The sequence below is a fragment of the Kitasatospora sp. NPDC086791 genome (assembly GCF_040685975.1).
Lineage (GTDB): Bacteria > Actinomycetota > Actinomycetes > Streptomycetales > Streptomycetaceae > Kitasatospora.
In genome coordinates, this window is the sequence record NZ_JBFBOC010000015.1 from 97,401 (window position 1) to 123,375 (window position 25,975).

Annotated in this window: 19 protein-coding genes and 1 pseudogene; 14 read left to right on the plus strand and 6 right to left on the minus strand. The window is 72.6% G+C overall.

Translation table 11 applies throughout. From position 1 onward, the window contains the following. Positions 1-217 precede the first annotated feature (217 nt). Positions 218-1,858 (plus strand): RNA polymerase sigma factor, encoded by a 1,641-nt coding sequence (locus AB0Q99_RS21020; protein ID WP_363573931.1) that lies wholly within the window; start codon positions 218-220, stop codon positions 1,856-1,858. A gap of 249 nt (positions 1,859-2,107) precedes the next feature. Beyond that, positions 2,108-3,004: a serine protease gene (locus AB0Q99_RS21025; RefSeq protein WP_363573933.1), complete on the plus strand. Its 897-nt coding sequence runs from the start codon at positions 2,108-2,110 to the stop codon at positions 3,002-3,004. Positions 3,005-3,276: 272 nt separating this feature from the next. Here the strand turns inward: AB0Q99_RS21025 and AB0Q99_RS21030 are convergent, their stop codons facing one another. Next, positions 3,277-3,510 carry a hypothetical protein gene (locus tag AB0Q99_RS21030; protein ID WP_363573934.1) on the minus strand — a complete coding sequence of 78 codons (234 nt, stop codon included), beginning with the start codon at positions 3,508-3,510 and terminating at the stop codon, positions 3,277-3,279. 539 nt (positions 3,511-4,049) lie between these two features. On the opposite strand from AB0Q99_RS21030, the gene AB0Q99_RS21035 reads away from it, so the two are divergent. The 6 genes and pseudogenes from AB0Q99_RS21035 (at position 4,050) to AB0Q99_RS21060 (ending at position 11,390) form a co-directional block, all read left to right on the plus strand. Continuing rightward, positions 4,050-6,161 carry a DNA topoisomerase IV subunit B gene (locus AB0Q99_RS21035; RefSeq protein WP_363573936.1) on the plus strand — a complete coding sequence of 704 codons (2,112 nt, stop codon included), beginning with the start codon at positions 4,050-4,052 and terminating at the stop codon, positions 6,159-6,161. 155 nt (positions 6,162-6,316) lie between these two features. After that, the gene (locus tag AB0Q99_RS21040; protein WP_363573938.1) at positions 6,317-6,802 is read left to right on the plus strand and encodes a DUF1453 domain-containing protein; all 486 of its coding nucleotides are present in this window, start codon (positions 6,317-6,319) and stop codon (positions 6,800-6,802) included. An 85-nt stretch (positions 6,803-6,887) separates the two neighbouring features. Continuing rightward, the gene (locus tag AB0Q99_RS21045) at positions 6,888-8,063 is read left to right on the plus strand and encodes a histidine kinase (protein ID WP_363573940.1); all 1,176 of its coding nucleotides are present in this window, start codon (positions 6,888-6,890) and stop codon (positions 8,061-8,063) included. After that, complete coding sequence (locus AB0Q99_RS21050) at positions 8,060-8,752, plus strand: response regulator transcription factor (RefSeq protein WP_363573942.1); 693 nt, start codon at positions 8,060-8,062, stop codon at positions 8,750-8,752. The genes AB0Q99_RS21045 and AB0Q99_RS21050 overlap by 4 nt, the downstream gene beginning before the upstream one ends. Positions 8,753-9,246: 494 nt before the next feature. After that, positions 9,247-9,558: pseudogene (locus tag AB0Q99_RS21055) on the plus strand (DUF485 domain-containing protein); the annotation flags it as partial. Further along, a complete protein-coding gene (locus tag AB0Q99_RS21060) occupies positions 9,555-11,390 on the plus strand; it encodes a cation acetate symporter (protein WP_363573944.1) in 1,836 nt (611 codons plus the stop codon). The pseudogene AB0Q99_RS21055 and the gene AB0Q99_RS21060, both read left to right, overlap by 4 nt. Before the next feature lie 99 nt (positions 11,391-11,489). Here AB0Q99_RS21060 and AB0Q99_RS21065 read toward each other — a convergent pair whose 3' ends face one another. Both AB0Q99_RS21065 and AB0Q99_RS21070 read right to left on the minus strand, forming a co-directional pair. Next, positions 11,490-12,176, minus strand: coding sequence for a response regulator (locus AB0Q99_RS21065; RefSeq protein WP_363573946.1), 687 nt, complete (start codon positions 12,174-12,176; stop codon positions 11,490-11,492). Beyond that, on the minus strand, positions 12,176-13,783 hold the full coding sequence (locus AB0Q99_RS21070) for a sensor histidine kinase (protein ID WP_363573948.1): 1,608 nt from the start codon (positions 13,781-13,783) through the stop codon (positions 12,176-12,178). The genes AB0Q99_RS21065 and AB0Q99_RS21070 overlap by 1 nt, the downstream gene beginning before the upstream one ends. Before the next feature lie 333 nt (positions 13,784-14,116). Between AB0Q99_RS21070 and AB0Q99_RS21075 the strand changes: the two genes are divergently transcribed. Genes AB0Q99_RS21075 through AB0Q99_RS21085 form a run of 3 tightly spaced genes read left to right on the plus strand, consistent with a single transcriptional unit; the run spans position 14,117 to position 16,915 of the window. Next, positions 14,117-14,941, plus strand: coding sequence for an ABC transporter ATP-binding protein (locus AB0Q99_RS21075; protein WP_363573950.1), 825 nt, complete (start codon positions 14,117-14,119; stop codon positions 14,939-14,941). Next, positions 14,931-15,800 carry an ABC transporter permease gene (locus tag AB0Q99_RS21080; protein ID WP_363573952.1) on the plus strand — a complete coding sequence of 290 codons (870 nt, stop codon included), beginning with the start codon at positions 14,931-14,933 and terminating at the stop codon, positions 15,798-15,800. Before AB0Q99_RS21075 ends, AB0Q99_RS21080 begins: the two co-directional genes overlap by 11 nt. 38 nt (positions 15,801-15,838) lie before the next feature. Further along, on the plus strand, positions 15,839-16,915 hold the full coding sequence (locus tag AB0Q99_RS21085; RefSeq protein ID WP_363573953.1) for an ABC transporter substrate-binding protein: 1,077 nt from the start codon (positions 15,839-15,841) through the stop codon (positions 16,913-16,915). A gap of 139 nt (positions 16,916-17,054) precedes the next feature. Here AB0Q99_RS21085 and AB0Q99_RS21090 read toward each other — a convergent pair whose 3' ends face one another. Then, positions 17,055-17,957: a sucrase ferredoxin gene (locus AB0Q99_RS21090; protein ID WP_363573954.1), complete on the minus strand. Its 903-nt coding sequence runs from the start codon at positions 17,955-17,957 to the stop codon at positions 17,055-17,057. A gap of 136 nt (positions 17,958-18,093) precedes the next feature. Then, positions 18,094-20,544 (minus strand): DNA topoisomerase IV subunit A, encoded by a 2,451-nt coding sequence (locus tag AB0Q99_RS21095; protein ID WP_363573955.1) that lies wholly within the window; start codon positions 20,542-20,544, stop codon positions 18,094-18,096. A gap of 271 nt (positions 20,545-20,815) precedes the next feature. Here AB0Q99_RS21095 and AB0Q99_RS21100 point away from each other — a divergent pair, with 271 nt between their 5' ends. From AB0Q99_RS21100 to AB0Q99_RS21110, 3 genes are all read left to right on the plus strand, one after another. Beyond that, positions 20,816-22,186 (plus strand): pitrilysin family protein, encoded by a 1,371-nt coding sequence (locus AB0Q99_RS21100; protein WP_363573956.1) that lies wholly within the window; start codon positions 20,816-20,818, stop codon positions 22,184-22,186. A gap of 20 nt (positions 22,187-22,206) precedes the next feature. Beyond that, the gene (locus tag AB0Q99_RS21105; RefSeq protein ID WP_363573994.1) at positions 22,207-23,571 is read left to right on the plus strand and encodes a pitrilysin family protein; all 1,365 of its coding nucleotides are present in this window, start codon (positions 22,207-22,209) and stop codon (positions 23,569-23,571) included. A gap of 355 nt (positions 23,572-23,926) precedes the next feature. Then, positions 23,927-25,120, plus strand: a complete 1,194-nt coding sequence (locus tag AB0Q99_RS21110) for an RtcB family protein (RefSeq protein ID WP_363573957.1) — start codon at positions 23,927-23,929, stop codon at positions 25,118-25,120. A 512-nt stretch (positions 25,121-25,632) separates the two neighbouring features. Here AB0Q99_RS21110 and AB0Q99_RS21115 read toward each other — a convergent pair. Next, a complete protein-coding gene (locus AB0Q99_RS21115) occupies positions 25,633-25,914 on the minus strand; it encodes an HPr family phosphocarrier protein (RefSeq protein WP_030057672.1) in 282 nt (93 codons plus the stop codon). Positions 25,915-25,975: the final 61 nt, after the last annotated feature.

The following is a 25,975-nucleotide window of genomic DNA, read 5'->3' on the forward strand; positions in this document are numbered from 1 at the left end:
GAGTAGCAGCGATGTCTCCTGAGCGGGAGCAGCTCCGGAATACTCCAACATGTCAGAATGCTGTGTTGGTCCGCGGCGCTGCTGCCGTCCTGCAAACCCAGTCCTCAAGCCCGAGTCGGTCGGAATCGACACCGCGCGTCCGGCGCGCGATCTCCTTCCCCGCCCGCTCGGGCGGCCGGTACGGGTTCGAGTCCACTCATCGTCCGAGAGGTTGTTCGTGTCGGCCAGCACATCCCGTTCGCTTCCCCCCGAGATCGCCGAGTCCGCAGCTCTGCTGGCGCTCATCGAGCGGGGCAAGGCCCAGGGGCAGATCGCCGGTGACGACGTGCGCCAGGCGTTCGAGGCGGACCAGATCCCGGTCACCAAGTGGAAGAACGTCATGCGCAGCCTCAACCAGGTGCTGATTGAGGAGGGGGTGGACCTCATGGTCAGCGCGGCCGAACCGGCCGGCGCCAAGCGCAAGAGCGTTGCTGCCAAGAGCCCCACCAAGCGCACCGCCACCAAGGCTGTCACCACCCGGACCCCGGCCGCCTCGTCGGCCCCGACCAAGCCGCCCGTGCGGATCGCCCCCGGCGCTCCCGTCGCGGCTCCGGCCGTCGCGGCCGCCGTCGCGGCCCCGGCCCCCGCCGTCTCCGCCGACATCACCGCGGAGACGACCTCCGTCGCCACCGAGGTGAAGGCGGTCGCGGCGAAGAAGGCGGCCCCGGCCAAGAAGGCCGCAGCCAAGAAGACCGCCGCGCCGGCCAAGAAGGCCGCCGCCAAGAAGACCGCCACCACGAAGTCCGGCAAGGGCGACGAGGAGCTGCTCGGCGAGGAGGAGCTGCTCGAAGAGGTCGCGCTTCCCGGTGACAAGGCCGAGGCCGAGGGTCCGGAGGAGGAGTCGGAGGGCTTCGTCCTCTCCGACGACGACGAGGACGACGCGCCGGCCCAGCAGGTCGCCGTCGCCGGTGCCACCGCCGACCCGGTCAAGGACTACCTGAAGCAGATCGGCAAGGTCCCGCTGCTCAACGCCGAGCAGGAGGTCGAGCTCGCCAAGCGCATCGAGGCCGGCCTGTTCGCCGAGGACAAGCTCTCGGCCGCCGACAAGCTCGCCCCCAAGCTCAAGCGCGAGCTGGAGATCATCGCCGAGGACGGCCGCCGGGCCAAGAACCACCTCTTGGAGGCCAACCTCCGCCTGGTGGTCTCGCTGGCCAAGCGCTACACCGGCCGCGGCATGCTCTTCCTGGACCTGATCCAGGAGGGCAACCTGGGCCTGATCCGTGCGGTCGAGAAGTTCGACTACACCAAGGGCTACAAGTTCTCGACCTACGCCACCTGGTGGATCCGCCAGGCGATCACCCGCGCCATGGCCGACCAGGCCCGCACCATCCGTATCCCGGTGCACATGGTCGAGGTCATCAACAAGCTGGCCCGCGTCCAGCGCCAGATGCTCCAGGACCTGGGCCGCGAGCCCACCCCGGAGGAGCTGGCCAAGGAACTCGACATGACCCCCGAGAAGGTCATCGAGGTCCAGAAGTACGGCCGCGAGCCGATCTCGCTGCACACCCCGCTGGGCGAGGACGGCGACAGCGAGTTCGGTGACCTGATCGAGGACTCCGAGGCGGTCGTCCCGGCCGACGCGGTCTCCTTCACCCTGCTCCAGGAGCAGCTGCACTCGGTGCTGGACACCCTGTCCGAGCGCGAGGCCGGTGTGGTCTCGATGCGCTTCGGTCTCACCGACGGCCAGCCTAAGACGCTGGACGAGATCGGCAAGGTGTACGGGGTCACCCGTGAGCGCATCCGCCAGATCGAGTCGAAGACCATGTCGAAGCTGCGCCACCCGTCGCGCTCCCAGGTGCTGCGCGACTACCTGGACTGATCGGCGGCGATCGTCGAAGCGAGGGCCCGGAGCCGTACGGCTCCGGGCCCTCGTGGCTTTCCGTACCTTCGATGTCTTCCGGGCCTTTGCCGCCTTCGGGGCATTCGACGCCTTGCGGGCCCGAGCGCGTCAGCGTCCGGGTGGTGGTTGTCGCTCGTCCGGGTGGCGGCGTGACGGGAATCGGTCGCACAGCGTAGTCGATCCCCTACGCTGTGGCGGTTGCCTGCTGCCGAGCCCTCTGGAGTCACGGTGCCGACCGAGCCGGACCGCACTGACCTGCCGACCCCCGCCCCGCCCGCGGCCGACCCGGTCGTCGCCCGGGCGAACCGCCGTCGCCGGGCGGCCGTGCTGGCGCTGCTCGCCGCCGCACCCGTCCCGCTGGTCGCCCTCGGCGCGGCGGCACCGGCCGAGGCGCAGCGCCGGGTGGTCGGCGGCGATGCCGTGAGCACCGCCGACCGGCCGTGGATCGTGGCGCTGGCCAGTCGCCAGCAGTTCGGCAGCGGCCGCTCGGGCCAGTTCTGTGGGGGCGCGCTGGTCGGTCCGACCAAGGTGGTGACGGCCGCGCACTGCTTCTACGACGAGGCCAAGGGTCGGGTGGAGCGGCCGGGTCTCAAGGTGATCGTCGGCCGGGACGACATGCGCGGCACGTCCGGCCGGGAGGTGGCGGTGCAGTCGGTCTGGATCCACCCCGACTACTCCTTCGCCGCCAACATGGACGACGTGGCGGTGCTCACGCTCGCCGAGCCCCAGAGCTCCCGGCCGGTGGTCGAGCTGGTCGGCCAGGGCGAGACCGTGCCGTACGAGGCCGGGACCGCCGCGCGGGTGTACGGCTGGGGTGACACCACCGGGCGGGGTGACTACTCGCCGGTGCTGCGCGGGGTGGACGTGTCGATCGTCCCGGACCAAACCTGCGCGCACGCCTACCCGGGCGGGCCGGACGGCACGTTCGACGCCCGGGGCATGGTCTGTGCGGGCGAGGAGAAGGGTGGCAAGGACGCCTGTCAGGGCGACAGCGGTGGCCCGCTGATCGTCGGCGGGCGGCTGGCCGGCCTGGTGTCCTGGGGGACGGGCTGTGCCGAGGCGGCCCACCCGGGCGTCTACACGCGGATGTCCTCGGTCGCGGACGCCGTGCACTCGGTGCTGTGAGCGGCTGCGAGCGACTGTGCGCGGTCGTGGGCAGCCGTGGACGGTCGGCAGTCGGCGCCGGAATCGCGGTGAGTGATGCGCCGGTCACGTCCTGACGCCGCGTCGGGCCGGTCGGGCCGGGGCGGGCGAACACGGGGGAGCCGTCCGGAGAACAGCTCGGGGAAACAGCAGAGCCGGGCGACCGGCCCCGAGGGGTCGGTCGCCCGGCTCACCGGTCGCGCGCGGTGCGCGGCCGGACACAGCTCGACGTCGGCTGCCGGAAGCGCCGGGAATCAGCGCTCGTCGTCGTCGGCCGTCGCGGTGGTGGTGGTGCTGAGACGGCCGCTCTCGTCCTGTATCTCCACGGCGATCTTCTTGAGCTCGGGCTCGAACTTCCGGCCGTGGTGGGCGCAGAAGAGCAGCTCTCCGCCGCTGGCGAGTACGACGCGCAGGTAGGCCTGGGCGCCGCAGCGGTCGCAGCGGTCAGCCGCGGTGAGCGGGCTCGCAGGTGTCAGAACAGTAGTCACGTCGCCTCTTCTCTAGCTCGACGAGCTGTCGTACCAGGGTCAACATCCAACCAGGCCGAAAACGTTCCCGCTCGTGGCTTTTCTTCTCTGAGGATTCTGCTGTGTTGATGAGGACGTGCCCCGGGCGCCGGCGGTTCATGCGTGCCGAGATCCCGGGATCCGCCCGTCGCTCGAACGTCCGATCGGGATCGGGTTCGAGGTCCGCGTAGCATAATCCTCTGCCGGGTTGGAGCATAAGCCCCGTCCCGGGCCCCGGTAGCCTGCATAACGGCAGTTCCGGAGCCTGTGCCGGGCCCCACGGACCGCCAGGACCGGTGGTACCGGGAGGATATGGCGCCCCCGGGGCCCACACCCGGGCACGGCCCTTGTTCGCGCAGCGCGTACAAGCTGCGCGGGGCCGGGCCGACGTGCTGCGCACCCGGCGGAGGGGTGCGGGTACGCAGAGCGACGGATGTCGGTGCGGCGTGCTGCACTGGCGTTTGGTCCGGATCCGTCCGGATGTGACCGATGAGACAGAACTTCACCGAGGAGAGTGCCGCGTGAGTGCCGAAACGACCGTGCCGTCCGCGCTGCTGGCCGGCGACGACGGTTCCAACTACACCGCGCGGCACCTGCTCGTCCTGGAGGGTCTGGAGGCGGTCCGCAAGCGCCCCGGCATGTACATCGGCTCGACCGACAGCCGCGGCCTGATGCACTGCCTCTGGGAGATCATCGACAACTCCGTCGACGAGGCGCTCGGCGGCTACTGCGACCGCATCGACGTCGTGCTGCACCCGGACTCCTCGGTCGAAGTCCGCGACAACGGGCGCGGCATCCCGGTCGACGTCGAGCCCAAGACCGGGCTGTCCGGCGTCGAGGTCGTGATGACCAAGCTGCACGCCGGCGGCAAGTTCGGCGGTGGCTCCTACGCGGCCTCCGGCGGTCTGCACGGCGTCGGCGCCTCGGTGGTCAACGCGCTCTCCGCCCGGCTGGACGTCGAGGTCGACCGCGGCGGCCACACCCACGCGATCAGCTTCCGCCGCGGCACCCCCGGCATCTTCACCGAGACCAGCCCGGACGCGCCCTTCGAGCCCGCCAACGGCCTGACCAAGGCCCGCAAGGTCCCCAAGACCCGCACCGGCACCCGGATCCGCTACTGGGCCGACCGGCAGATCTTCCTCAAGGACGCCAAGCTTTCCCTGGAGCACCTGCACAGCCGCGCCCGGCAGACCGCCTTCCTCGTCCCCGGGCTGACCATCGTCGTGCGTGACGAGCGACTGACCGAGAGCGACCAGATCGACGAGTCGGTCTTCCGCTACGACGGCGGCATCGCCGAGTTCTGCGAGTTCCTGGCCCCCGACAAGCCGGTCTGCGACGTGCTGCGGCTGCGCGGCGAGGGCACCTTCAAGGAGACCGTGCCGGTCCTGGACGAACTCGGCCACATGACGCCCACCGAGGTCACCCGCCACCTCGGCGTGGACATCGCGCTGCGCTGGGGCACCGGTTACGACACCACCCTGCGCTCCTTCGTCAACATCATCGCCACTCCCAAGGGCGGCACCCACGTCACCGGCTTCGAGCGCTCGCTGGCCAAGACCGTCAACGAGGCGCTGCGGGCCGGCAAGCTGCTGCGCGTCGCCGAGGACGACATCACCAAGGACGACGCCACCGAGGGCCTCACCGCGGTGGTCACCGTCCGGCTCGCCGAGCCGCAGTTCGAGGGCCAGACCAAGGAGGTGCTCGGCACCTCGGCGGCCAACCGGATCGTCGCCGCCGTCGTCGCCAAGGAGCTGAAGGCCTTCCTCACCTCGGCCAAGAAGGACGAGAAGCTCCAGGCCCGGGCCGTCCTGGAGAAGGTCGTCGCGGCCGCCCGCACCCGGGTCGCCGCCCGCCAGCACAAGGAGGCCCAGCGCCGCAAGACCGCGCTGGAGACCAGCTCGCTGCCCGCCAAGCTGGCCGACTGCCGCAGCGACGACGTCGACCGCAGCGAACTCTTCATCGTCGAGGGCGACTCCGCGCTCGGCACCGCCAAGCTCGCCCGCAACTCCGAGTTCCAGGCGCTGCTGCCGATCCGGGGCAAGATCCTCAACGTGCAGAAGGCGTCGGTGAGCGACATGCTCAAGAACGCCGAGTGCGCCGCGATCATCCAGGTGATAGGGGCCGGTTCGGGCCGCACCTTCGACATCGACCAGGCCCGCTACGGCCGCGTCATCTTCATGGCCGACGCCGATGTCGACGGCTCGCACATCCGCACCCTGCTGCTGACCCTCTTCCACCGCTACATGCGGCCGATGGTCGAGCAGGGCCGGGTCTTCGCCGCCGTGCCGCCGCTGCACCGGATCGAGCTCACCAACCCCAAGCGCGGCCAGGAGAAGTACCACTACACCTACTCCGACGCCGAACTGCGTTCCACCCTCCTGGAGTTCCAGCGCAAGAACCTGCGCTGGAAGGAGCCGGTGCAGCGCTACAAGGGCCTGGGCGAGATGGACGCCGACCAGCTCGCCGAGACCACCATGGACCCGCGCCACCGCACGCTGCGCCGGATCAACCTGGGCGACCTGGAGCAGGCCGAGCGGATCTTCGACCTGCTGATGGGCAACGACGTCGCCCCGCGCAAGGAGTTCATCGTGGACTCGGCGGCCACCCTGGACCGCTCCCGCATCGACGCCTGACGCACCCCGTCCGGCCGGGCGCTCCACCCACGGGTGGAGGGCCCGGCCGGTTCCGTTCCACCCGAGGTCCACCCCGGCTCCGATCAGCGGGAACGTCCCGGTCCGTAGCGTCGGAGAGGTCAGCAGAAGCCTTCCGTCGGGACGGAGCACCCTCGATGAGTTCCCTCGCCAACCTCCTCGTCATCGCCGCGGTGGTGGTCCTGGTGGTCCAGCGCCAGATGCGCGTCCAGCGCCTGGACTCCGAGCGCCGGTTCTGGCTCCTGCCGCTGATCCTGGGCGTGTTCGCGCTGCGGGACCCGCAGATCATCGACCAGCAGCACTCCGGGCCCTCGGTCGCCCTGCTGGTCGCCGGGCTGCTGACGGTGGTCGTGATGGGCACCGTCTGGGGCCGGACCGTCCGGCTCTGGCGGGACGCCGACGGCACCGTCCTGGCCAAGGGCACCAAGGCCACCGTGGCCGCCTGGGTCGGGACGATCGTCATCCGGCTCGGGCTGCACGGGATCGGTTCGGTGCTGCACGTCCACCAGTCCGGCAGTGCGCTGATGCTCGGCATGGCGGTCATGCTGCTGGGCCGGTCGTCCGTGGTGAACTGGAGGGCCCGGATGCTGCAGCCCGTGGCGCGGACCGCCGTACCGCGGTGACCCGTCGGCCCACCGAAGCGACCGTAGGCCAACCGCGGTGATCCCGCCGGTGGGCCCCGAGCCCGTGAGCACCGAGGAGGCACCCGTGGCCGGGTGGTACTGGACCCGCTGGCCGTCCCGCGAGGGGCTGGAACGGGACGCCGGGAGCCGACCGCGGCGGATCCTCACGGTGCTCGGGCGGGTCGTCATGCTGATCGCCGTCTGCTGGGGGACGTTCGCCGACGGCCGGTACGCCGGGTGGGCGCTGGGCGCCGCGGTGGCCGGGCTGACCGTGGCCGTCGGCCTCGGCGTGGCCTTCCTGCGCGCCACCCGGGCGCAGCGCCCGGTGCCCTCGTTCGCCCTCGCCGCCGGGGTGTTCGCGGCCGGCTGGCTGGCCCACCGGGCGCAGGCCACCACGCTCGCCGACCTGCTCTGGTTCGGGCTGGCAGTGATCTCGCTGGTCCGGGTGCCGCTCGCCCCCGCGGTGGTCATCGCGGCGGCCGCCATGGGCTCGTACGCGGCGGTCAATCCGGCGGACTGGTTGGGCGTCGGCGCCACCGTGGTCGGGATCGGCCTGCTCGGCTACCTGCTGCGGCTGGACCTGGAGGCGCGCGGCACCGCGCGCCGGCTGCTCGAACAGGAGCGGGCCGCCCGGGCCGCCGAGGCGGAGAGCGCGGCACTCGCCGAACGGGCCCGGATCGCCCGGGAGATCCACGACGTGCTCGCCCACAGCCTCTCCGCGCAGCTGGTCCACCTGGAGGCGGCCCGGCTGATGCTGGAGCGCGGCACCGACCGCGAGCAGATCCGCGAACGGGTCGTCGCCGCGCGGCGGATGGCGCAGGACGGACTGGTCGAGACCCGGCAGGCGCTGTCCGCGCTGCGCGGCGAGTTCACCCCGGTCGGGGAGTTCCTGGTCGAGCTCACCGGCCGGGAGCGGGCCGCCCTGGTCGTGGTCGGCACGCCCCGGCCGCTCGCCGCCGAGTGCGCCCTCGCGGTGCGGCGCACCGCGCAGGAGGCGCTGACCAATGTGCGCAAGCACGCGCCCGGCGCCCGCTGTTCCGTCGAACTGCGCTACCTAGACGGGGCGGTGGAGCTGGAGGTGCGCGACATGCGCCCGTCGCGCGGCCGGTCCGCAGGCGATCCGACTCCGGGGGAGCTGGCCGGCAGTGGCAGCGGGTACGGTCTGCTGGGAATGCGCGAACGCGCGGAACTGCTCGGTGGCACGCTGGTGGCGGGCCCGGAGGACGGAGGGTGGCGCGTGCTGCTGCGGGTGCCGGCATGACGGCGGTGGTCACCAGGGTGCTGGTGGCGGACGACCAGACGGTGGTGCGCGAGGGCATCGTGATGCTGCTGGGGCTGCTGCCCGGCATCGAGGTGGTCGGCGCGGCGGGTGACGGGGAGGAGGCCGTCGCCCTGGTGGAGTGGCATCACCCGGACGTGGTGCTGATGGACCTGCGGATGCCGCGTTGCGACGGCGTCGAGGCGACCCGGCGGATCCGGGCGGCGCACCCGGAGACCGAGGTCGTGGTCCTCACCACCTACGCCGACGACGACTCGCTGTTCCCGGCGCTGCAGGCCGGGGCGCGCGGCTACCTGACCAAGGACGCCGGTGCCGAGGAGATCGCCCGGGCCATCGCGGACGTCCGCGCGGGCGCGGCCGGGCTCTCCCCGCAGGTCCAACTCCGTTTGCTGGAAAGGCTGTCGGAGCAGCCGGCCCGGTCCGCGGCGGCGCCCGAACGGCCCGCCGCCCGGTCGGGGGAACTACCCGACGGGCTGACCGCCCGGGAGGCCGAGGTGCTGGCACTGATCGCGGAGGGGCTCTCCAACGCGGAGATCGCCCAGCGGCTGTTCGTCAGCCAGGCGACCGTGAAGACGCACATCAACAACCTGTTCGCCAAGACCGCGGTGCGGGACCGGGCGCAGGCGGTCGCGTACGCGTTCCGACACGGGATCACCGGTACGCAGCAGTAGTCGGATGAGTGTCTGTCGGATGATCGATCACCTCATCGAGTGAACGTATCTGCGATGGTCCGAGGGGCTGTCCGGTGGCCTCCATCATGGTTCGGGTCAGAACGTCCGGCCGTTCAGGAGCAGCAGTGCCACAGCAGCAGACGAGCAGTCCCGGCCAGGGACAGCGATTCGACTGGTGGGCCGCTGCGGCCGCCGCCACTCCCGTCGACACGCCCTCCGGCCCTCCGCTCGACACCCCCTCCGGTGGTGCTCCGCTCGGCGGTCCGCCCGGTGTCCCGTCCGACGGGACACCGGGCGTCCCGGCCGAGCCGGCGGCGGCGCACCGCCGAAGGGCCGTACCGGCGCAGCCCGCCGCCGCCCGTCCGGCTCCCGCCCGTACGGAGCAGCCGGCACCGGCCGAGCCGGCGGCCGTCGCCGCGCCGCTCGACCGGCCCGTCGCCCCGCCGGTCCGGCCGGCCGCCGAGGCCGCCGCGGCCGTCCCGGAGGCCGTCGACAGCACCGAGGTCTACCGGGCCGTCCAGGCCAGCGCGGCCTTTCAGGACATCCGCCGCAGCTACCGGTCGTTCGTCTTCCCGGTCACCGGGGCCTTCCTCGGCTGGTACCTGATGTACGTCGCCGCCCAGGCCGCCGCCCCCGGCCTGATGCGCACCCGGGTGGCCGGACCGTTCAACGTCGCCTGGCTGCTCGGCCTGCTGCAGTTCGCCTCCACCTTCCTGCTCACCTGGCTCTACGCCCGCAACGCCCGGACCAAGCGCGACCGCGCCGCCCTGGGCCTGCGCTGGGACACCCAGGACCAACTGCGATGACGAGCGTGATGACCACCCTGATGACCGGTGCGGTGCGGAACACGGTGACGACCGTGCTGACGACCGCCACCCCGCCCCCCGTCGCCCCCGCCGGCGACCACCACTCGCTCGCGATCGCGCTGTTCGCCGTCGTCGTCCTGGTCACCCTGGGCATCACCCTCTGGGTCGGCCGCCAGGGCAACGCCGCCGAGGACTTCTACGCCGGCGGCCGCGACTTCACCCCGCTGCAGAACGGCTTCGCCCTCTCCGGCGACTACCTCTCCGCCGCCTCCTTCCTCGGCGTCGCCGGGCTGATCGCCCTGTACGGCTACGACGGCGTGCTCTACAGCATCGGCTTCCTGGTCGCCTGGCTGGTGGTGCTGATGCTGGTCGCCGAACTCGTCCGCAACGCCGGCCGGTACACCCTCGCCGACGTGCTCGCGCTGCGGCTGCGTCGCCGCAAGGTGCGGGCCGCCGCCGGTGGCGCCAGCGTCGTCGTCACCCTGCTCTACCTGGTCGCCCAGATGGTCGGCGCCGGTTCGCTGGTCGCCCTGCTGCTCGGCACCGACAGCCCGCACGCCCGGACCTGGACCATCATCGCGGTCGGCGCCCTGATGATCGTCTACGTCACGATCGGCGGGATGCGGGCCACCACCTGGATCCAGATCATCAAGGCCTTCCTGCTCACCGCCGGCTCGGTGCTGCTCACCGTGCTGCTGGTGGTCCGCTTCCACGGCGACCTCGGCGAGCTGATGCGCCAGGCCGCGCAGCACAGCGGCGCCGGGCGCCGCTACCTGGAACCCGGACTCAAGTACGGCCACGGCTTCACCAGCCGAATGGACTTCTTCAGCCTCGGTCTCGCCCTCGTGCTCGGCACCGCCGGCCTGCCGCACATCCTGTCCCGCTTCTACACCGTGCCCACCGCGCGGGCCGCGCGCCGCTCCACGATGTGGGCGATCGGCCTGGTCGGCGGCTTCTACCTGATGGCCATCGTGCTCGGCCTCGGCGCCACCGCGCTGGTCGGCTCGGCCGAAGTGCGGCACGCCAACCCGGCCGGGAACACCGCCGTGCCGCTGCTCGCCCTGGTGCTCGGCGGCGGCAACGGCAGCACCGGCGGGGTGGTCCTGTTCGCGCTGATCTCGGCGATCGCCTTCGCCACCATCCTCGCGGTGGTCGCCGGGCTGACCCTGGCCTCCTCGGCGGCCTTCGCCCACGACATCTGGGCCGGGGCCTGGCGCAACCGGCCGCGGCGGGCACGCGCCGGGGCCCATGCCCGGGCCGGCGCCCGCGTCCGGGCACTGCGCGAGCGGGGCCGCGGCCGTCGGGCCGAGGCCGTCCCGGCGTCCCGGTCTGCGGCGGGCGTCACGGCCGCTCGGGCGGCGGAGGAGCCGGGGCCCGGGGCCGGTGAGCAGCAGGAGGTGGTCGTGGCCCGGATCGCGGCCGCCGGGATCGGCGCGGCGGCGATCGTGATCAGCCTCTACGCCCAGCAGTTGAACGTCGCCTTCCTGGTCGGCCTGGCCTTCGCCGTCGCCGCCTCCGCCAACCTGCCCGTCCTGCTGTACAGCCTGTTCTGGTCGCGGTTCACCGTCCGGGGCGCGGTCTGCTCGGTGTACGGCGGGCTGGTCCCGGCGATCGTGCTGGTGTTCTTCTCGCCGGTGGTCTCCGGGAGCAAGGTGGCGCTGTTCCCCGGCGTCGACTTCCACTGGTTCCCGCTGGAGAACCCCGGCATCGTCTCCATCCCGCTCGGCTTCCTGGCGGGCTGGATCGGGACGGTCACCTCGCCCGAGCCGGCCGACCCGGACCGCTTCGCCGAGCTGGAGGTCCGTGCCCTCACCGGTGCGGGCGCGGCCTGAGCCGTCGCGCCCGGGGAACCCCGGCGGGCCTGGGGCCGCCGGGGTTCCCTCACGTCCACGGTGCGTGCGGGGGAGGGGGCTACGCCCGGGCAGGAGGGGCTACGCCCGGGCCGCGAGCCCGTACCGGTGCTCCGGGCGGCCGGTGTCGCCGTAGCGCAGGGTCAGCCGCAGCCGGCTGTCCCGCTCCAGCTGTTTGAGGTAGCGCTGCGCCGTGGAGCGGCTCAGCCCGGTGGCGTCCGCGACCTCCTGGGCGGACAGCGGCCGGCCCGCCCGGCGCAGCACCCCCAGCACCAGGTCGGTGGTCGGTGCCGAGTGCCCCTTGGGCAGCGTCCCGGCCGGGGCGGCGGCGCTGCGCAGGGTCGCGAACAGCCGGTCCACCTCGTCCTGGCCGGCCTCCCGGGCCGGTGCGGCCAGCGCGCGCCGCAGCTGCGCGTACGCCGTCAGCTTGTCCCGCAGCCCGGCGAAGGTGAACGGCTTGACCAGGTACTGCAGCGCGCCGTGCTGCATCGCGGCGTGCACCGTGGACACGTCCCGGGCGGCGGTCACCATCATCACGTCACAGGCCACCTGGCGTTCCCGCAGCCGGCGGACCAGGGCCAGACCGGTCTCGTCGGGCAGGTGGTGGTCGAGCAGCAGCAGGTCCACCGGCCGGTGCTCCAGCGAGGCCAGCGCCTCCCCGGCCGAGTGCGCGGTGCCGGTGACCCGGAAGCCCGGCACCCTGGCCACGTACGCGGCGTGCACGTCGGCGACCCGGAAGTCGTCGTCCACCACGAGTACGTCGATCATCACGCCTCCACGAGCCGTTCGGTGAGCAGGGCCTCGGGCAGCTCGACCGTGAACCGGGCGCCGCCCGTCGGCCCGGTGTCGAGCACGATCCGGCCGCCGGTCCGCTCGACCAGCCGCCGCACCATCGCCAGCCCCAGCCCGCGCGGACGGTGCGCGGGTGCGTCCTTGCTGGTCCACCCCTCCTCGAAGACCTGCTCGCGCAGTTCCTGCGGCACGCCCGGGCCGCTGTCCGCGACCTGCAGCAGCAGGGTGGATCCGGCCGCCGCCAGGCTGACCTCCACCCGGCCGCCCCCACCCGGCGTCACCGCGTCCACGGCGTTGTCGATCAGGTTGCCCAGCACCGTCACCAGCGCCCGCGCGTCCACCACCGCGTCCGGCAGGTGCGCCGCACGCGCCAGGGCCAGCCGGACCCCGCGCTCGCCCGCCACCGCCGTCTTGCCCGCCAGCAGCGCCGCGACGTGCGGATCCTGCACCTGCTCGGCGATCCGGGCGGCGACCACGGCGTGCGAGCCGGACTGCTCCGAGATGAACGCCACCGCCTGCTCGTGACGGCCCAGCTCCAGCAGGCCCAGCAGGGTGTGCATCCGGTTGGCGTGCTCGTGGTCCTGGGCGCGCAGCGCCTCGGTCAGGCTGCGGGTGGTGTCCAGCTCGCGGACCAGTGACTCCAGCTCGGTGCGGTCGCGCAGCGTGACCACCGCGCCGCCCGCGGGCCCGTCCGTGGCGGTCGCCATCCGGTTCACCACCAGCACCCGGTCGTCCCGGACGGCCGGCAGGTCGGTGCCGGTGATCCGCCCGGTCAGCACGTCGGCCAGCCGCCCCGGCGGCAGCACGTCGGCGATCGGGCGGCCGGTGCAGTCCGCGGGCAGGCCGAGCAGCCGGACCGCCTCGTCGTTGGCCAGCCGGATCCGGTCGCGCTCGTCCAGCGCCACCATGCCCTCGCGGATGCCGTGCAGCATCGCCTCCCGCTCCACCAGCAGCGCGGCGATGTCGGCCAGCGCGATGTTGTGGGTGCGGCGCTTGAGGCGGCGGGCCAGGGCGAGGGTGGCGACCGTGCCGGCGGCCAGGCCGGCGCCCGCGCACAGCAGGATCCCGGTGAGCATCGTCAGCAGCCGGCGGCGGATCGAGTCGTCGCTGATGCCCACCGACACCTCGCCGACGATCCGGCCGTCCGACATCCGCAGCGGCACCTTGCCGCGCGCGGTGCGGCCCAGGGTGCCCTGCTGGATGGCGGTGACGCTGCGGCCGCCCAGCGCCGGCTCCGGGTCGGTGCTGACCCGTTGGCCGATCCGGCCCGGGTCGGTGTGCGAGAGCCGGATCCCGTCCAGGTCGGTGACCACCACGAAGCTGGCGCCGGTGGCCAGGCGGATCTGCTCGGCGTTGCGCTGCGCGGTCACCACGTCGCGGGTGTCGGCGGCCCGGGCGATCGTCTCGTCGGTGGCGGTGACCTGGGCGATCGACAGCGCCCGCTGCATCGCGTCGTGGTCCAGCTCGCTGCTGACCGGGGCCAGGAACAGTCCGGCGGTCACGACCGTGACACCGACGGTGACGACGGTCTGGCTCAGCAGCAGCTGGGCGAAGACCCGGCGGGGCCAGTGGGGGAGCTTCATCCGGGCCTCCTCTCGGCGGCGTCGGGGGGTTCTGCGGGGGCGTTCCGCGGCGGGGTGCCGTACGGGGGGTGCCGTACGGGGGGTGTCGTGCGGCGGGTGCCGTACGGGGAGGTGGGGGAGGTGGGGGAGGTGGGGGTCGTTCCGCGGGGGTGGGGGTCGGGACACCCTACGTTTCCGGCGTGTTTCTGTCAGCCGCGTCCCCGCAGTTGTAGCGGAAGCAAAACGAGCAGAACACCCCTCAACGCGGAGAAGCCGCACTACGCGGAGAAGGCTCCCGCCGGGGCCGGGGCCGCTCCTACCTTTCCGGGGCAAGCACTGACCCGGGAGGAACGAATGAGCAAGACCCCGGCGATCGAGCTGACCGGCGCGACCAAACGGTTCCGCACCCCGTCCGGGGCGCTGCACACCGCCGTCCGCGATCTCGATCTGACCGTCGCCCAGGGCGAGTTCGTCGCCGTCGTCGGGCCCACCGGCTGCGGCAAGTCGACCACGCTGACGCTGGTCAGCGGTCTGGAGGAGCCCACCGAGGGCGAGGTCCGGGTGTACGGCGAGCCCGTCACCGGGATCGACCCGCAGGTCGGGTTCGTCTTCCAGCAGGACGCCGTCTTCCCCTGGCGCACCGTGCTGTCCAACGTGATGGCCGGTCCGCGCTTCCGCGGCGTGCCCGTCGCGGAGGCCAAGGAGCGGGCCCGGGACTGGCTGGGCCGGGTCGGCCTCGCCGCCTTCGAGGACCGCTACCCGCACCAGCTGTCCGGCGGCATGCGCAAGCGCGTCGCGCTCGCCCAGACCTTCGTCAACGACCCGGCGATCCTGCTGATGGACGAGCCGTTCTCGGCCCTGGACGTGCAGACCCGCGCGCTCATGTCGGACCAGCTGCTGGAGCTGTGGGCCGGTACCGGTTCCGCGGAGAACGCGGCGTCGGTCGTCTTCGTCACCCACGACCTGGACGAGGCCATCGCGCTCGCCGACCGGGTCGTCGTGATGACCGCCGGACCGGCCACCGTCAAGGAGGTCTTCACCGTCGACCTGCCACGACCGCGCACCGTGGAAGCCGTCCGGCTGGAACCGAGGTTCATCGAGCTGTACCGCGAGATCTGGGCTTCGCTCGGCGAAGAGGTGCGCATCACCCGGGAGAGAGGAGCGGGTCGTGCCGCGTGAGACCGCGTCCGCCGTCGCCGGGCCGCCCCCGGCCGTCACCACGAGAACCGCGGCCCGCGAACGGGCCGCCCGCAACCGGAAGGTGGGCGTCCACGGCGCCCGGGTCGCGGTCCTGGCCGCCTTCCTCGGATTCTGGGAGGTCTGCGCCCGTACCGACGTCATCGACCCGTTCAACTTCTCGCAGCCGTCGAAGATCTGGGACCAGATCCAGCAGTGGGTCACCCACGGCACCGCGCAGGGCTCGCTCGGCGAGCAGATCGGCTACACCCTCTACGAGGCGCTCACCGGCTGGGTGATCGGCGTGGTCGGCGGTGTGCTGCTGGGCATCGCGCTCGGCCGGATCCGCTTCCTGGCCGACGTGTTCGGGCCGTACATCAAGGTGCTCAACGCCATCCCGCGCATCGTGCTCGCGCCGATCTTCCTGATCTGGTTCGGTCTCGGCCCGGCCTCGAAGGTCGCCTCCGCCGTGGTGCTGGTGTTCTTCCCGGTGTTCTTCAACGCCTTCCAGGGCGCCCGCGAGGTGGACCGCAACCTCGTCGCCAACGCCCGCATCCTGGGCGCCGACAACCGCAGGGTCACCCTCCAGGTGGTCATCCCCGCCGCCACCACCTGGATCTTCACCAGCCTGCACGTCAGCTTCGGCTTCGCGCTGATCGGCGCCATCGTCGGCGAGTACATCGGCGCCACCAAGGGCCTCGGCCTGCTCGTCGCGGCCGCCCAGGGCACCTTCAACGCGGCCGGCGTGTACGCCGCCATGACCATCCTCGCCGTCGTCGCGCTGCTCACCGAGGGGCTGCTGACCTTCGCCGAGAAGAAGCTGTTCCGCTGGAAGCCCGCCGACGCGGGCGACGGCCGCTGACACCCCCTGCCGGAAAGAAGAGAGAGGCACCCCCACCCATGCGCCGCAACTCCACTGGCAGAGCCGCTGCCGCCGCCCTCGCCGCCGTCCTGCTCGTCCCGCTCTCCGCCTGCGCCAACGACGCCGCCACCGTCGGGCACGGGTCGGTCGCCGCCCCGGCCGGGCAGCAGGTCGACGGACCCAAGGTCAAGATCATGGTCGGTGGCCTGGACAAGGTCATCTACCTGCCCGCGGTGCTCGCCCAGCGGCTCGGCCACTTCGCCGAGGCCGGCGTCAACGTCGAGCTGATGACCGAGCCCGCCGGCGTCAACGCCACCACCGCCCTGCTCGCCGGGGACGTCCAGGGCGCCGTCGGCTTCTACGACCACACCATCGACCTGCAGGCCAAGGGCAAGAACGTCGAGTCCGTGGTGCAGTTCGCCCAGGCGCCCGGCGAGGTCGAGGTGGTCTCCACCAAGCAGGCCGACGCGGTCAGGTCCGGCGCCGACTTCAAGGGCCGCAAGCTCGGCGTCACCAGCATCGGCTCCTCGACCGACTTCCTCACCAAGTACCTCGCGGTCAAGAACGGCACCGCGGTCAGCGAGTTCAGCCCGATCGCGGTCGGCGCCGGCCAGACCTTCATCGCCGCGCTCCAGCAGGGCAGCATCGACGCCGGGATGACCACGGACCCGACCGTCGCCACCATCCTGGACAAGGGCCTCGGCAAGGTCCTGTACGACCTGCGCACTCCCGAGGGCTCGCGCCAGGCGCTCGGCGGGCTGTACCCGTCGTCCTCGCTCTACATGAACACCGACTGGGTGGAGAAGAACCGGGACACCACCCAGAAGCTCGCCAACGCCTTCGTGAAGACCCTCAAGTGGATGTCCACCCACACCCCGGAGGAGATCGCCGGGAAGATGCCCGCCGACTACGCGCAGGGCGGCGCCGAGCAGTACGCGGCGGCGATCAAGGCGACGCTGCCGATGTTCACCACGGACGGCGTCATGCCGGCCGACGGGCCGAAGACGGTGCTCGCGGTGCTCGCGGCGTTCCACCCGGACGTCAAGGGCAAGGAGGGGTCGATCGACCTGTCCCGGACGTACACCGGCGAGTTCGTCGGCAAGGCCACCGGCTGATCCGGCCCGCATGCCGCCGCGGTCCCGCGCTCACCCCCACGGGCGCGGGGCCGCCGCGGTCCGTTCGTCGGGCCTCGGTCCGTTCGTCCGGCCGCGGCTCGTTCGTTCGGTCCCGGTCGGTTCCTCCGGTCCCGGCGGCTCAGACCCCGCGTACGGACAGCACGTCCATCCGCGACGGCGACCCCGCCGCCTTGCCGCAGCTCTCCGGACGCGGCGGCTCGCTCACCGACTCGATCACGTCCACCTCCCAGGCCCGGCCGTCCCGGTGCAGCACCGTCACCAGCCAGCGGCCCCCGCCGTCCGGCCGCTGGGTGAGCGTCAGCGCGTCCACCCCGGTCTCACCGGTCGCCAGCCGCACCGCGTGCTCGGCCGCCTGACCCGGACGCTCCCAGCCCGAGCAACCCCGCGACCACTCCGGCACCATGTGCCCGGCCGCCGTCGCCGCCAGCACCTCCTTGGCGCTCTCCGCCGTCAGCCGCCCGTACGCGTAGCCGTACGGCAGCACGAGCATCGTGGGGGAGAAGCGGTGCCCGCCCAGGTGGGTCACCTCCCACACCTCGCTGTGCCCGGCCGCCGCCAGCTCGGCCGCGAGCGGACGGCCCAGCAGCGCGCAGCAGCGGTCCCGCCGCCCGTTGGTGCACACCAGCGCCACCGGACCGCCGACGTGCTCCGCGCCGAAACCCGTGTGGTCGCCGCTCCCCAGCGCCGCGAAGTCCAGCCCCAACAGCTCCGCCGGGTCCGTCACCTGCGCCCGGCGCACCCAGCCGCGGCCCGGCACCGTGTGCGCCACGATCACCTCGTGCCGGGCCGTCGGCAGGCAGTCCGCGTGCCGGCCCGGCCGCCGGACCAGGGCCACCCGCACGCCCGTCCCCGCCGCAGCCTCCTCCAGCGCCCGCCCGACCGCCGCGTCCAGATGGCTCTCGCGCAGCGCCTTCGCACCCCACGGCCCGTTCTGCTCCACCAGCAACCAGGTGCTCGCCACCGCCGCGGTCGCGGCCAGCGGCTCCGAAAGTTCACGCGACAAGGTCGCACAGGTGCTCACCCGGGCAAGGCTACCCTCGCCTGCCGGCCCGGCCGCCGGTCCCGGGAGCGGCGGAGACCAGCCGGAGTCCGCGGAGCCCCGGGAACGACGGAGGGAGGGCCGCCCGAGAGCGCCCCTCCCTCCACCGCGCGGACCGTTACGCCGGCCCGGCGACCACGTCGACGCGGGCGGTGACCGGAGTGCCGGAGCCGTCGCGGCGGGGGTCCCGCTCGGGCAGGTCGACCGGGACGCCCTTGGCCGTGGCGGCACGGGCCGGCGCGGCACCCGCCCAGGCGAAGGCCAGCGCGTCCTCGCCGCGCAGGAAGCGCTGGCAGCGGACACCGCCGGTGGCACGGCCCTTGCGCGGGTACTGCTCGAACGGGGTGACCTTCCAGGTCGTCTGCTCGCCGTCGGACAGCGTGCCGGAGGCCGTGGCGACCGAGACCACCACGGCGTCGGCGGCCGGGTCCACCGCCGTGAACGACAGCACCCGCGCCCCCTCGGAGAGCTTGATGCCGGCCATGCCACCGGCCGGACGGCCCTGCGGGCGGACCTGGCCCGCCGGGTAGCGCAGCAGCTGCGCGTCGGAGGCGATGAAGACCAAGTCCTCCTCGCCGGTGCGCAGTTCGACCGCGCCGACCAGCTCGTCACCCTCCTTGAGGGCGATCACCTCGAACTCGTCCTTGTTCGCCGGCCACTCCGGCACCACCCGCTTCACCACACCCTGCAGCGTGCCCAGCGCCAGGCCCGGCGAGGACTCGTCCAGCGTCGTCAGCGCCAGCGCCCGCTCCCCGGCCTCCAGCCGCAGGAACTCGCCCACCGCGGCACCGCCCGCCAGGTTCGGCGACGGCGTCGGCGGCATCGCCGGCAGGTCGATCACCGGCAGCCGCAGCACCCGGCCCGCCGACGTCACCACGCCCACGTCGGCGCGCGCCGTCGCGTGCACCGCCGACACGATCACGTCGTGCTTCGAGCGCTTCTCCGACACCTCGAACGGCTCGCCGTCCGCCGTCCGCGCCAGCAGGCCGGTCGAGGACAGCAGCACCCGGCACGGGTCGTCGGCCACCTCCAGCGGCACCGCCAGCGCCGCCGACGGCGCCGCCCCCGCCTCCAGCAGCACCGTCCGCCGCTCCGTGCCGAACTGCTTCGCCACCGCGCCCAGTTCGTTCGACACCACGCTGCGCAGCTTGGTGTCCGACTCCAGGATCTCGGTCAGGTCCGCGATCTCCGCGTTGAGCTTCGCCTTCTCCTGCTCCAGCTCCACCCGGTCGAACCGGGTGAGCCGGCGCAGCGGGGTGTCCAGGATGTACGCGGTCTGCGTCTCCGAGAGCGAGAAGCGCTCCATCAGGCGCTCCTTCGCCTGCTGCGCGTTGTCACTCGACCGGATGATCGCGATGACCTCGTCGATGTCGAGCAGCGCCACCAGCAGGCCCTCGACCAGGTGCAGCCGCTCCTGGCGCTTGCGGCGGCGGAAGTCGCTGCGCCGGCGCACCACGGTGAAGCGGTGGTCGACGTAGACCTCCAGCAGTTCCTTCAGACCCAGCGTCAGCGGCTGCCCGTCCACCAGCGCCACGTTGTTGATGCCGAAGGTCTCCTCCATCGGCGTCAGCTTGTAGAGCTGCTCCAGCAGTGCCTCCGGCACGAAGCCGTTCTTGACCTCGATCACCAGCCGCAGCCCGTGCTCGCGGTCGGTCAGGTCCTTGACGTCCGCGATGCCCTGCAGCTTCTTCGCGTTGACCAGGTCCTTGATCTTCGAGATGACCTTCTCCGGGCCGACGTTGTACGGCAGCTCGGTGACCACGATGCCCTTGCGGCGGGCCGTCACCGCCTCCACCGTGCACGTCGCCCGGATCTTGAACGTGCCGCGGCCGGACTCGTAGGCGTCCCGGATCCCGGACAGGCCCACGATCCGCCCGCCGGTCGGCAGGTCCGGACCGGGGACGAACCGCATCAGCGTGTCCAGGTCCGCGTTCGGGTGCTTGATCAGGTGCCGGGCCGCCGCCACCACCTCGGACAGGTTGTGCGGCGGCATGTTGGTCGCCATGCCCACCGCGATGCCCGTCGCACCGTTCACCAGCAGGTTCGGGAACGCGGCCGGCAGCGCCAGCGGCTCCTGCTCGCTGCCGTCGTAGTTCGGGCCGAAGTCGACGGTGTCCTCGTGGATCGACTCCACCATCGCCATCGACGCCGCGGTGAGCCGCGACTCGGTGTAGCGCATCGCGGCCGGCGGGTCGTCGTTGCCGAGCGAACCGAAGTTGCCGTGCCCGTCGATCAGCGGCAGCCGCATCGAGAACGGCTGGGCCATCCGCACCACGGAGTCGTAGATCGACGCGTCACCGTGCGGGTGCAGCCGGCCCATCACCTCTCCCACCACGCGGGCGCACTTCACGTGCGCGCGCTCCGGGCGCAGGCCCATCTCGTTGGCCTGGTACAGGATCCGGCGGTGCACCGGCTTCAGACCGTCCCGCGCGTCGGGCAGCGCACGCGAGTAGATCACCGAGTAGGCGTACTCCAGGAAGGAGCCCTGCATCTCGTCCACGACGTCGACGTCGAGGATCCGCTCCTCGAAGTCTCCGGGCGGCGGGGTCTGCGAACTGCGGCGGGCCATCGCGGCGGGGCTCCCTTACGTGTCGCTGGCTGTGTCTCGGTGGGGCGGCGGTCGCCGCCGCACCCTCGCCGGACCCGTCAACCCGGCGTGGTCGACAGGGCGCGGCGCCCCCATTGTGGACCCTCGCGCCGACACTGCCGGTCAGCGGCCCTCTTCCGCCCCTGGCGAACGACCCCCTCCGCGCGGACACGAACGCGGCTCCCGCACGTTGCACCACAATGGGGGACGCCACACGAACCCCCGACATCGACGACGGGAAGGACCCGAGCGCATGGCCAACCCGGCCCCCGCCTCCAGCCGAGGCATCGCCATCACCGAGCACCGCCTGGCCAACGGGCTGCGCGTCGTCCTCTCCGAGGACCACCTGACCCCGGTCGCCGCCGTCTGCCTCTGGTACGACGTGGGCTCCCGCCACGAGGTCAAGGGCCGCACCGGCCTCGCCCACCTCTTCGAGCACCTGATGTTCCAGGGCTCCGCCAACGTCTCCAACAACGGGCACTTCGAGCTGGTCCAGGGCGCCGGCGGCTCGCTCAACGGCACCACCAGCTTCGAGCGCACCAACTACTTCGAGACCATGCCCGCCCACCAGCTGGAGCTCGCCCTCTGGCTGGAGGCCGACCGGATGGGCTCGCTGCTCGCCGCGCTCGACGAGACGTCCATGGAGAACCAGCGCGACGTCGTCAAGAACGAGCGCCGCCAGCGCTACGACAACGTCCCGTACGGCACCGCCTTCGAGAAGCTCACCGCGCTCTCCTACCCCGACGGCCACCCGTACCACCACACGCCGATCGGCTCCATGGCCGACCTCGACGCGGCCACGCTGGAGGACGCCCGGACGTTCTTCCGCACCTACTACGCGCCCAACAACGCCGTCCTGTCCGTCGTCGGCGACATCGACCCCGAGCAGACCGTCGCCTGGGTCGAGAAGTACTTCGGCTCCATCCCCGCCCACGACGGCAAGCAGCCCCCGCGCTCCGGCGAACTCCCTGACACCATCGGCCGCGAGATCCGCGAGGAGGTCCACGAGGACGTCCCCTCCCGCGCCCTGATGGCCGCCTACCGCCTCCCGCACGACGGCACCCGCGAGGCCGACGCCGCCGACCTCGCGCTCACCATCCTCGGCAGCGGCGAGTCCAGCCGCCTCTACAACCGGCTGGTCCGCCGCGACCGCACCGCCGTCGCCGCCGGCTTCGGCCTGCTGCGCCTGGCCGGCGCCCCCAGCCTCGGCTGGCTCGACGTCAAGACCTCCGGCGACGCCACCCTCGCGCAGATCGACGCGGCCGTCGACGAGGAACTTGCCCGCTTCGCCGCCGAGGGCCCCACGCCCGAGGAACTCGAACGCGCCCAGGCCCAGATCGAGCGCGAGTGGCTGGACCGGCTGACCACCGTCGCCGGCCGCGCCGACGAACTCTGCCGCTACGCCGTCCTGTTCGGCGACCCCAAGCTGCTCAACGACGCCCTCCCCAAGGTCCTCGACGTCACCGCCGAGGAGGTCCAGGCCGTCGCCAAGGCCCGGCTCCACCCCGACAACCGGGCCGTCCTCGCCTACGAGCCGACCGCCGCCGACACCGACGGCGACACCGACGCCGAGACCACCGTCGACTCCGACGCCGCTTCCGAAGAGGAGGGTGCCGCCGCATGAGCACCGACTACGTCCCCACCATGACCTTCCACCCCCAGCCCCGCCCCGGCACCCCCGGTCCGTGGGCCTTCCCCGCCCCCGAGCGGGCCGCCCTCGGCAACGGCGTCACCGTCCTGCACTGCCACCGGCCCGGCCAGCAGCTGGTCGCCGTCGAGGTGCTCCTCGACGCCCCGCTCGCCGCCGAGCCCGACGGCCTCGACGGCATCGCCGCCATCCTCGCCCGCGCCCTCAGCGAGGGCACCGACACCCTCAGCGCCGAGGAGTTCGCCGGGGAGCTCGAACGGGCCGGCGCCACGCTGGACGCGCACGCCGACCACCCGTGCATCCGGGTCTCCCTGGAGGTGCCCGCCTCCCGGCTCCAGCGCGGCCTGTCCCTGCTCGCCGACGCCCTGCGCGCCCCCGCGCTGCCCGAGGCCGAGATCGAGCGCCTGGTCGCCAACCGCCTGGACGAGATCGTCCACGAGCAGGCCAACCCCGCCCGGCGCGCCGCCAAGGCCCTCTACGCCCAGCTCTTCGACGCCGCCGACCGGCTCTCCCGGCCCCGCGCCGGCACCGCCGACACCGTCAAGTCGATCGACCGCGCCGCCGTCAAGGCCTTCTACGACGCCCACGTGCGCCCCGCGACCAGCACCGTCGTCGTGGTCGGCGACCTCACCGGCGTCGACCTGCCCGCCCTCCTCGAGAGCACCCTCGGGACCTGGACCGGCCCGGCCGCCGAGGCCTCCGTGCACGCCCCGGTCGCCGGCGACGACCGCGGCCGCGTGGTCATCGTGGACCGCCCCGGCTCGGTCCAGACCCAGCTGCTCATCGGCCGGATCGGCCCCGACCGCCACGACCCGGTCTGGGCCGCCCAGACCCTCGGCACCTACTGCCTGGGCGGCACCCTCACCTCCCGCCTGGACCGCGTCCTGCGCGAGGAGAAGGGCTACACCTACGGCGTCCGCGCCTTCGCCCAGCCGCTGCGCTCCGCCGCCGACGGCAGCGGGCGCTCGCTGATCGCCATCAGCGGTTCGGTGGACACCGCCTCCACCGCCCCGGCGCTCGCCGACACCTGGACCATCCTGCGCACCCTCGCCGCCGAGGGCCTCACCGACGCCGAGCGCGACGAGGCCGTGCAGTTCCTGGTCGGCGTCGCCCCGCTCAAGTACGAGACCGCGGGCTCGGTGGCCGGCACCCTGGCCGACCAGGTCGAGCAGTACCTGGCGGACGACTACCAGGCCGAGGTCTACCGGCAGCTCGCCGAACTGCCCACCGCCGCCGCCACCGAGGCGGTCGTCGCGGCGTTCCCGCCGGACCGCCTGGTCACCGTCCTGGTCGGAGACGCCACCGTGATCGCCGACGACGTGCGGGCGCTCGACATCGGCGAGGTCACCGTCGTCAGCTGACGGCCCCCGGCCCCGACCTCCGGTCCAGGTCGGCCCGGCCGGTCGAACCGGCCCGGTGGAGCACCCGCTCCGCCGGGCCGGACGCGTTTTTAAATCCCTTGCAGGCCCCGCCCGTTCCGTGGATAGATGTTCCCCGGCGCGCCACGCGTGCGAACGCGGATCGGGACGAACGAAGGGAGGCGGTCACCATGCGGGTCGAGCGAGCCATACGACGACGCTCCCCAAGGCCGTACTCCCCCTGTGCCGCCGCCCAGGGCGTCTGAGCCCACCCCGAACTTCCCCGAGCCACGCCGGGATCCCTTCGCGCGGCACCCCCTTTCTCGTGAACCACCCGACCCATGGAGGTCGTTCGACCATGACGTACACCGAGGTGCCCGGCGTCCGGGTCCCGATCCGGATGTGGACCGACCCGGCGACGGTCGAGGGCCAGGCCCTGCAGCAGCTGCGCAACATCAGCTCCCTGCCCTGGCTGCACGGCCTCGCCGTGATGCCCGACGTCCACCTGGGCAAGGGCGCGACGGTCGGCTCCGTCATCGCCATGAAGGACGCGGTCTGCCCGGCGGCGGTCGGCGTCGACATCGGCTGCGGGATGAGCGCGGTGAAGACCTCCCTCACCGCCGAGGACCTCCCGGACGACCTGTCCGCCCTGCGCAGCAAGATCGAGCAGGCCATCCCGGTCGGCCGCGGCCTGCACACCGACCCGGTCGACCCGGCGAAGCTGTACGGCTTCCGCACGGCGGGCTGGGCCGACTTCTGGCAGCGCTTCGACGGCATCGCGGAGGAGGTCAAGTGGCGCCGCGAGCGGGCGATGCAGCAGATGGGAACGCTCGGAGCGGGCAACCACATGATCGAGCTGTGCATCGATACGGCCGGGTCCGTGTGGCTGATGCTGCACTCCGGCTCGCGCAACATCGGCAAGGAGCTGGCGGAGCACCACATGGGCGTCGCCCGCTCGCTGCCGCACAACCAGGGGCTGATCGATCGCGACCTCGCGGTGTTCCTCTCCCGCACCCCGGAGATGGCGGCCTACCGTGAGGACCTGTACTGGGCACAGGAGTACGCCAAGCACAACCGGGCCGTCATGATGGCGCTCTTCCAGGACGTCGTGCGCCGCGAGTTCCCCAAGGCGGAGCTCGCCTTCGAGGAGATCATCAGCTGCCACCACAACTACGTGGCGGAGGAGCGCTACGACGGTGTCGACCTGCTCGTGACCCGCAAGGGGGCGATCCGGGCCGGCACGGGCGAGTACGGGATCATCCCGGGTTCGATGGGCACCAGTTCGTTCATCGTCCGTGGCCTCGGCAACCAGGCGGCCTTCAACTCGGCCTCGCACGGCGCCGGCCGCAAGATGAGCCGCACGGCGGCCAAGAAGCGTTTCACCGTACGCGACTTGGAGGAGCAGACCCGGGGCGTGGAGTGCCGCAAGGACGGCGGTGTGGTGGACGAGATCCCCGGCGCGTACAAGTCGATCGAGAAGGTCATGGAGCAGCAGCGGGACCTGGTCGAGGTCGTCGCCCAGATCAAGCAGGTCATCTGCATCAAGGGGTGACCGGCCGGTTCATCGATGAGGCCGCGGAGGTAGTCACGCTCGGAGAACGGCACCGTGGGCGGAGCCACGATCTCCGACGTGCGCCCCGCCGGCAGGCCGAGCGCCCGCAGTTCCTCCCGGAACTCCCGGGCGTGGACGGTCCACATCACCGAAGTGTGCTCCGCCGTGAAGTTCGTCGTGCGCGTCCGGTACCTGATGGTGCTGTTGTGCGGGCAGAGCCGCTGGAACTCCTCCAGGATCGGGGCGTCCCGCGCGGAGAGCTCCACGGAGAGCCGGCCGCGGTTGCGGGACTGCTCGGCGAGGTGTCCGTCCGCCCGGAGGAAGGCGAACATGTACGCGTGCTCGGGTCGTTCGAGGTCGAAGAACGTCATGCCGCGAGCATGTGTGCGGCCCGTCGTCCCAGAGGGTCGAACGGTCACCGGTTGGCTCGATGGTGTGAATGCGGCCGGATCCGCGCACAGAGGCGCCCGGCAGTGCTGGCACTGCCGGGCGCCTCCGGGTCGCGCGAGGTCTCAGGCCGCGGCGGGGAGCTCGTCGAGGCCTTCCTGGACGAGCTTGGCGAGGCGGTCGAGCGCGTCGTCGGCGTTCTCGGCGTCGGAGGCCAGGATGACCTCGTCGCCGCCCTGGGCGCCCAGGCCGAGGAGGCCGAGCATGGAGGCCGCGTTGACCGGGTTGCCGCCGGGCTTGGCGATGGTGATCGGCACGCCGGTGGCCGTGACGGCCCGGACGAAGACGGAGGCGGGACGGGCGTGCAGGCCCTCGGCCCAACCGATGGTGACGCGGCGCTCAGCCATGAGACGTGCCTTTCCGGTGAAGCTGGTCACGGCCGTGCTCGGGAGGAGCGGGGGAAGCGGC

What these genes read in the sequence shown, in the direction of transcription:
- AB0Q99_RS21040 (WP_363573938.1), top strand. Translation starts at nt 6,317, where the DNA reads ATGAGTTCCCTCGCCAACCTCCTCGTCATCGCCGCGGTGGTGGTCCTG.
- AB0Q99_RS21050 (WP_363573942.1), top strand. Translation starts at nt 8,060, where the DNA reads ATGACGGCGGTGGTCACCAGGGTGCTGGTGGCGGACGACCAGACGGTG.
- AB0Q99_RS21060 (WP_363573944.1), top strand. Translation starts at nt 9,555, where the DNA reads ATGACGAGCGTGATGACCACCCTGATGACCGGTGCGGTGCGGAACACG.
- AB0Q99_RS21065 (WP_363573946.1), bottom strand. Translation starts at nt 12,176, where the DNA reads ATGATCGACGTACTCGTGGTGGACGACGACTTCCGGGTCGCCGACGTG.
- AB0Q99_RS21070 (WP_363573948.1), bottom strand. Translation starts at nt 13,783, where the DNA reads ATGAAGCTCCCCCACTGGCCCCGCCGGGTCTTCGCCCAGCTGCTGCTG.
- AB0Q99_RS21075 (WP_363573950.1), top strand. Translation starts at nt 14,117, where the DNA reads ATGAGCAAGACCCCGGCGATCGAGCTGACCGGCGCGACCAAACGGTTC.
- AB0Q99_RS21085 (WP_363573953.1), top strand. Translation starts at nt 15,839, where the DNA reads ATGCGCCGCAACTCCACTGGCAGAGCCGCTGCCGCCGCCCTCGCCGCC.
- AB0Q99_RS21095 (WP_363573955.1), bottom strand. Translation starts at nt 20,544, where the DNA reads ATGGCCCGCCGCAGTTCGCAGACCCCGCCGCCCGGAGACTTCGAGGAG.
- AB0Q99_RS21100 (WP_363573956.1), top strand. Translation starts at nt 20,816, where the DNA reads ATGGCCAACCCGGCCCCCGCCTCCAGCCGAGGCATCGCCATCACCGAG.
- AB0Q99_RS21105 (WP_363573994.1), top strand. Translation starts at nt 22,207, where the DNA reads ATGACCTTCCACCCCCAGCCCCGCCCCGGCACCCCCGGTCCGTGGGCC.
- AB0Q99_RS21110 (WP_363573957.1), top strand. Translation starts at nt 23,927, where the DNA reads ATGACGTACACCGAGGTGCCCGGCGTCCGGGTCCCGATCCGGATGTGG.
- AB0Q99_RS21115 (WP_030057672.1), bottom strand. Translation starts at nt 25,914, where the DNA reads ATGGCTGAGCGCCGCGTCACCATCGGTTGGGCCGAGGGCCTGCACGCC.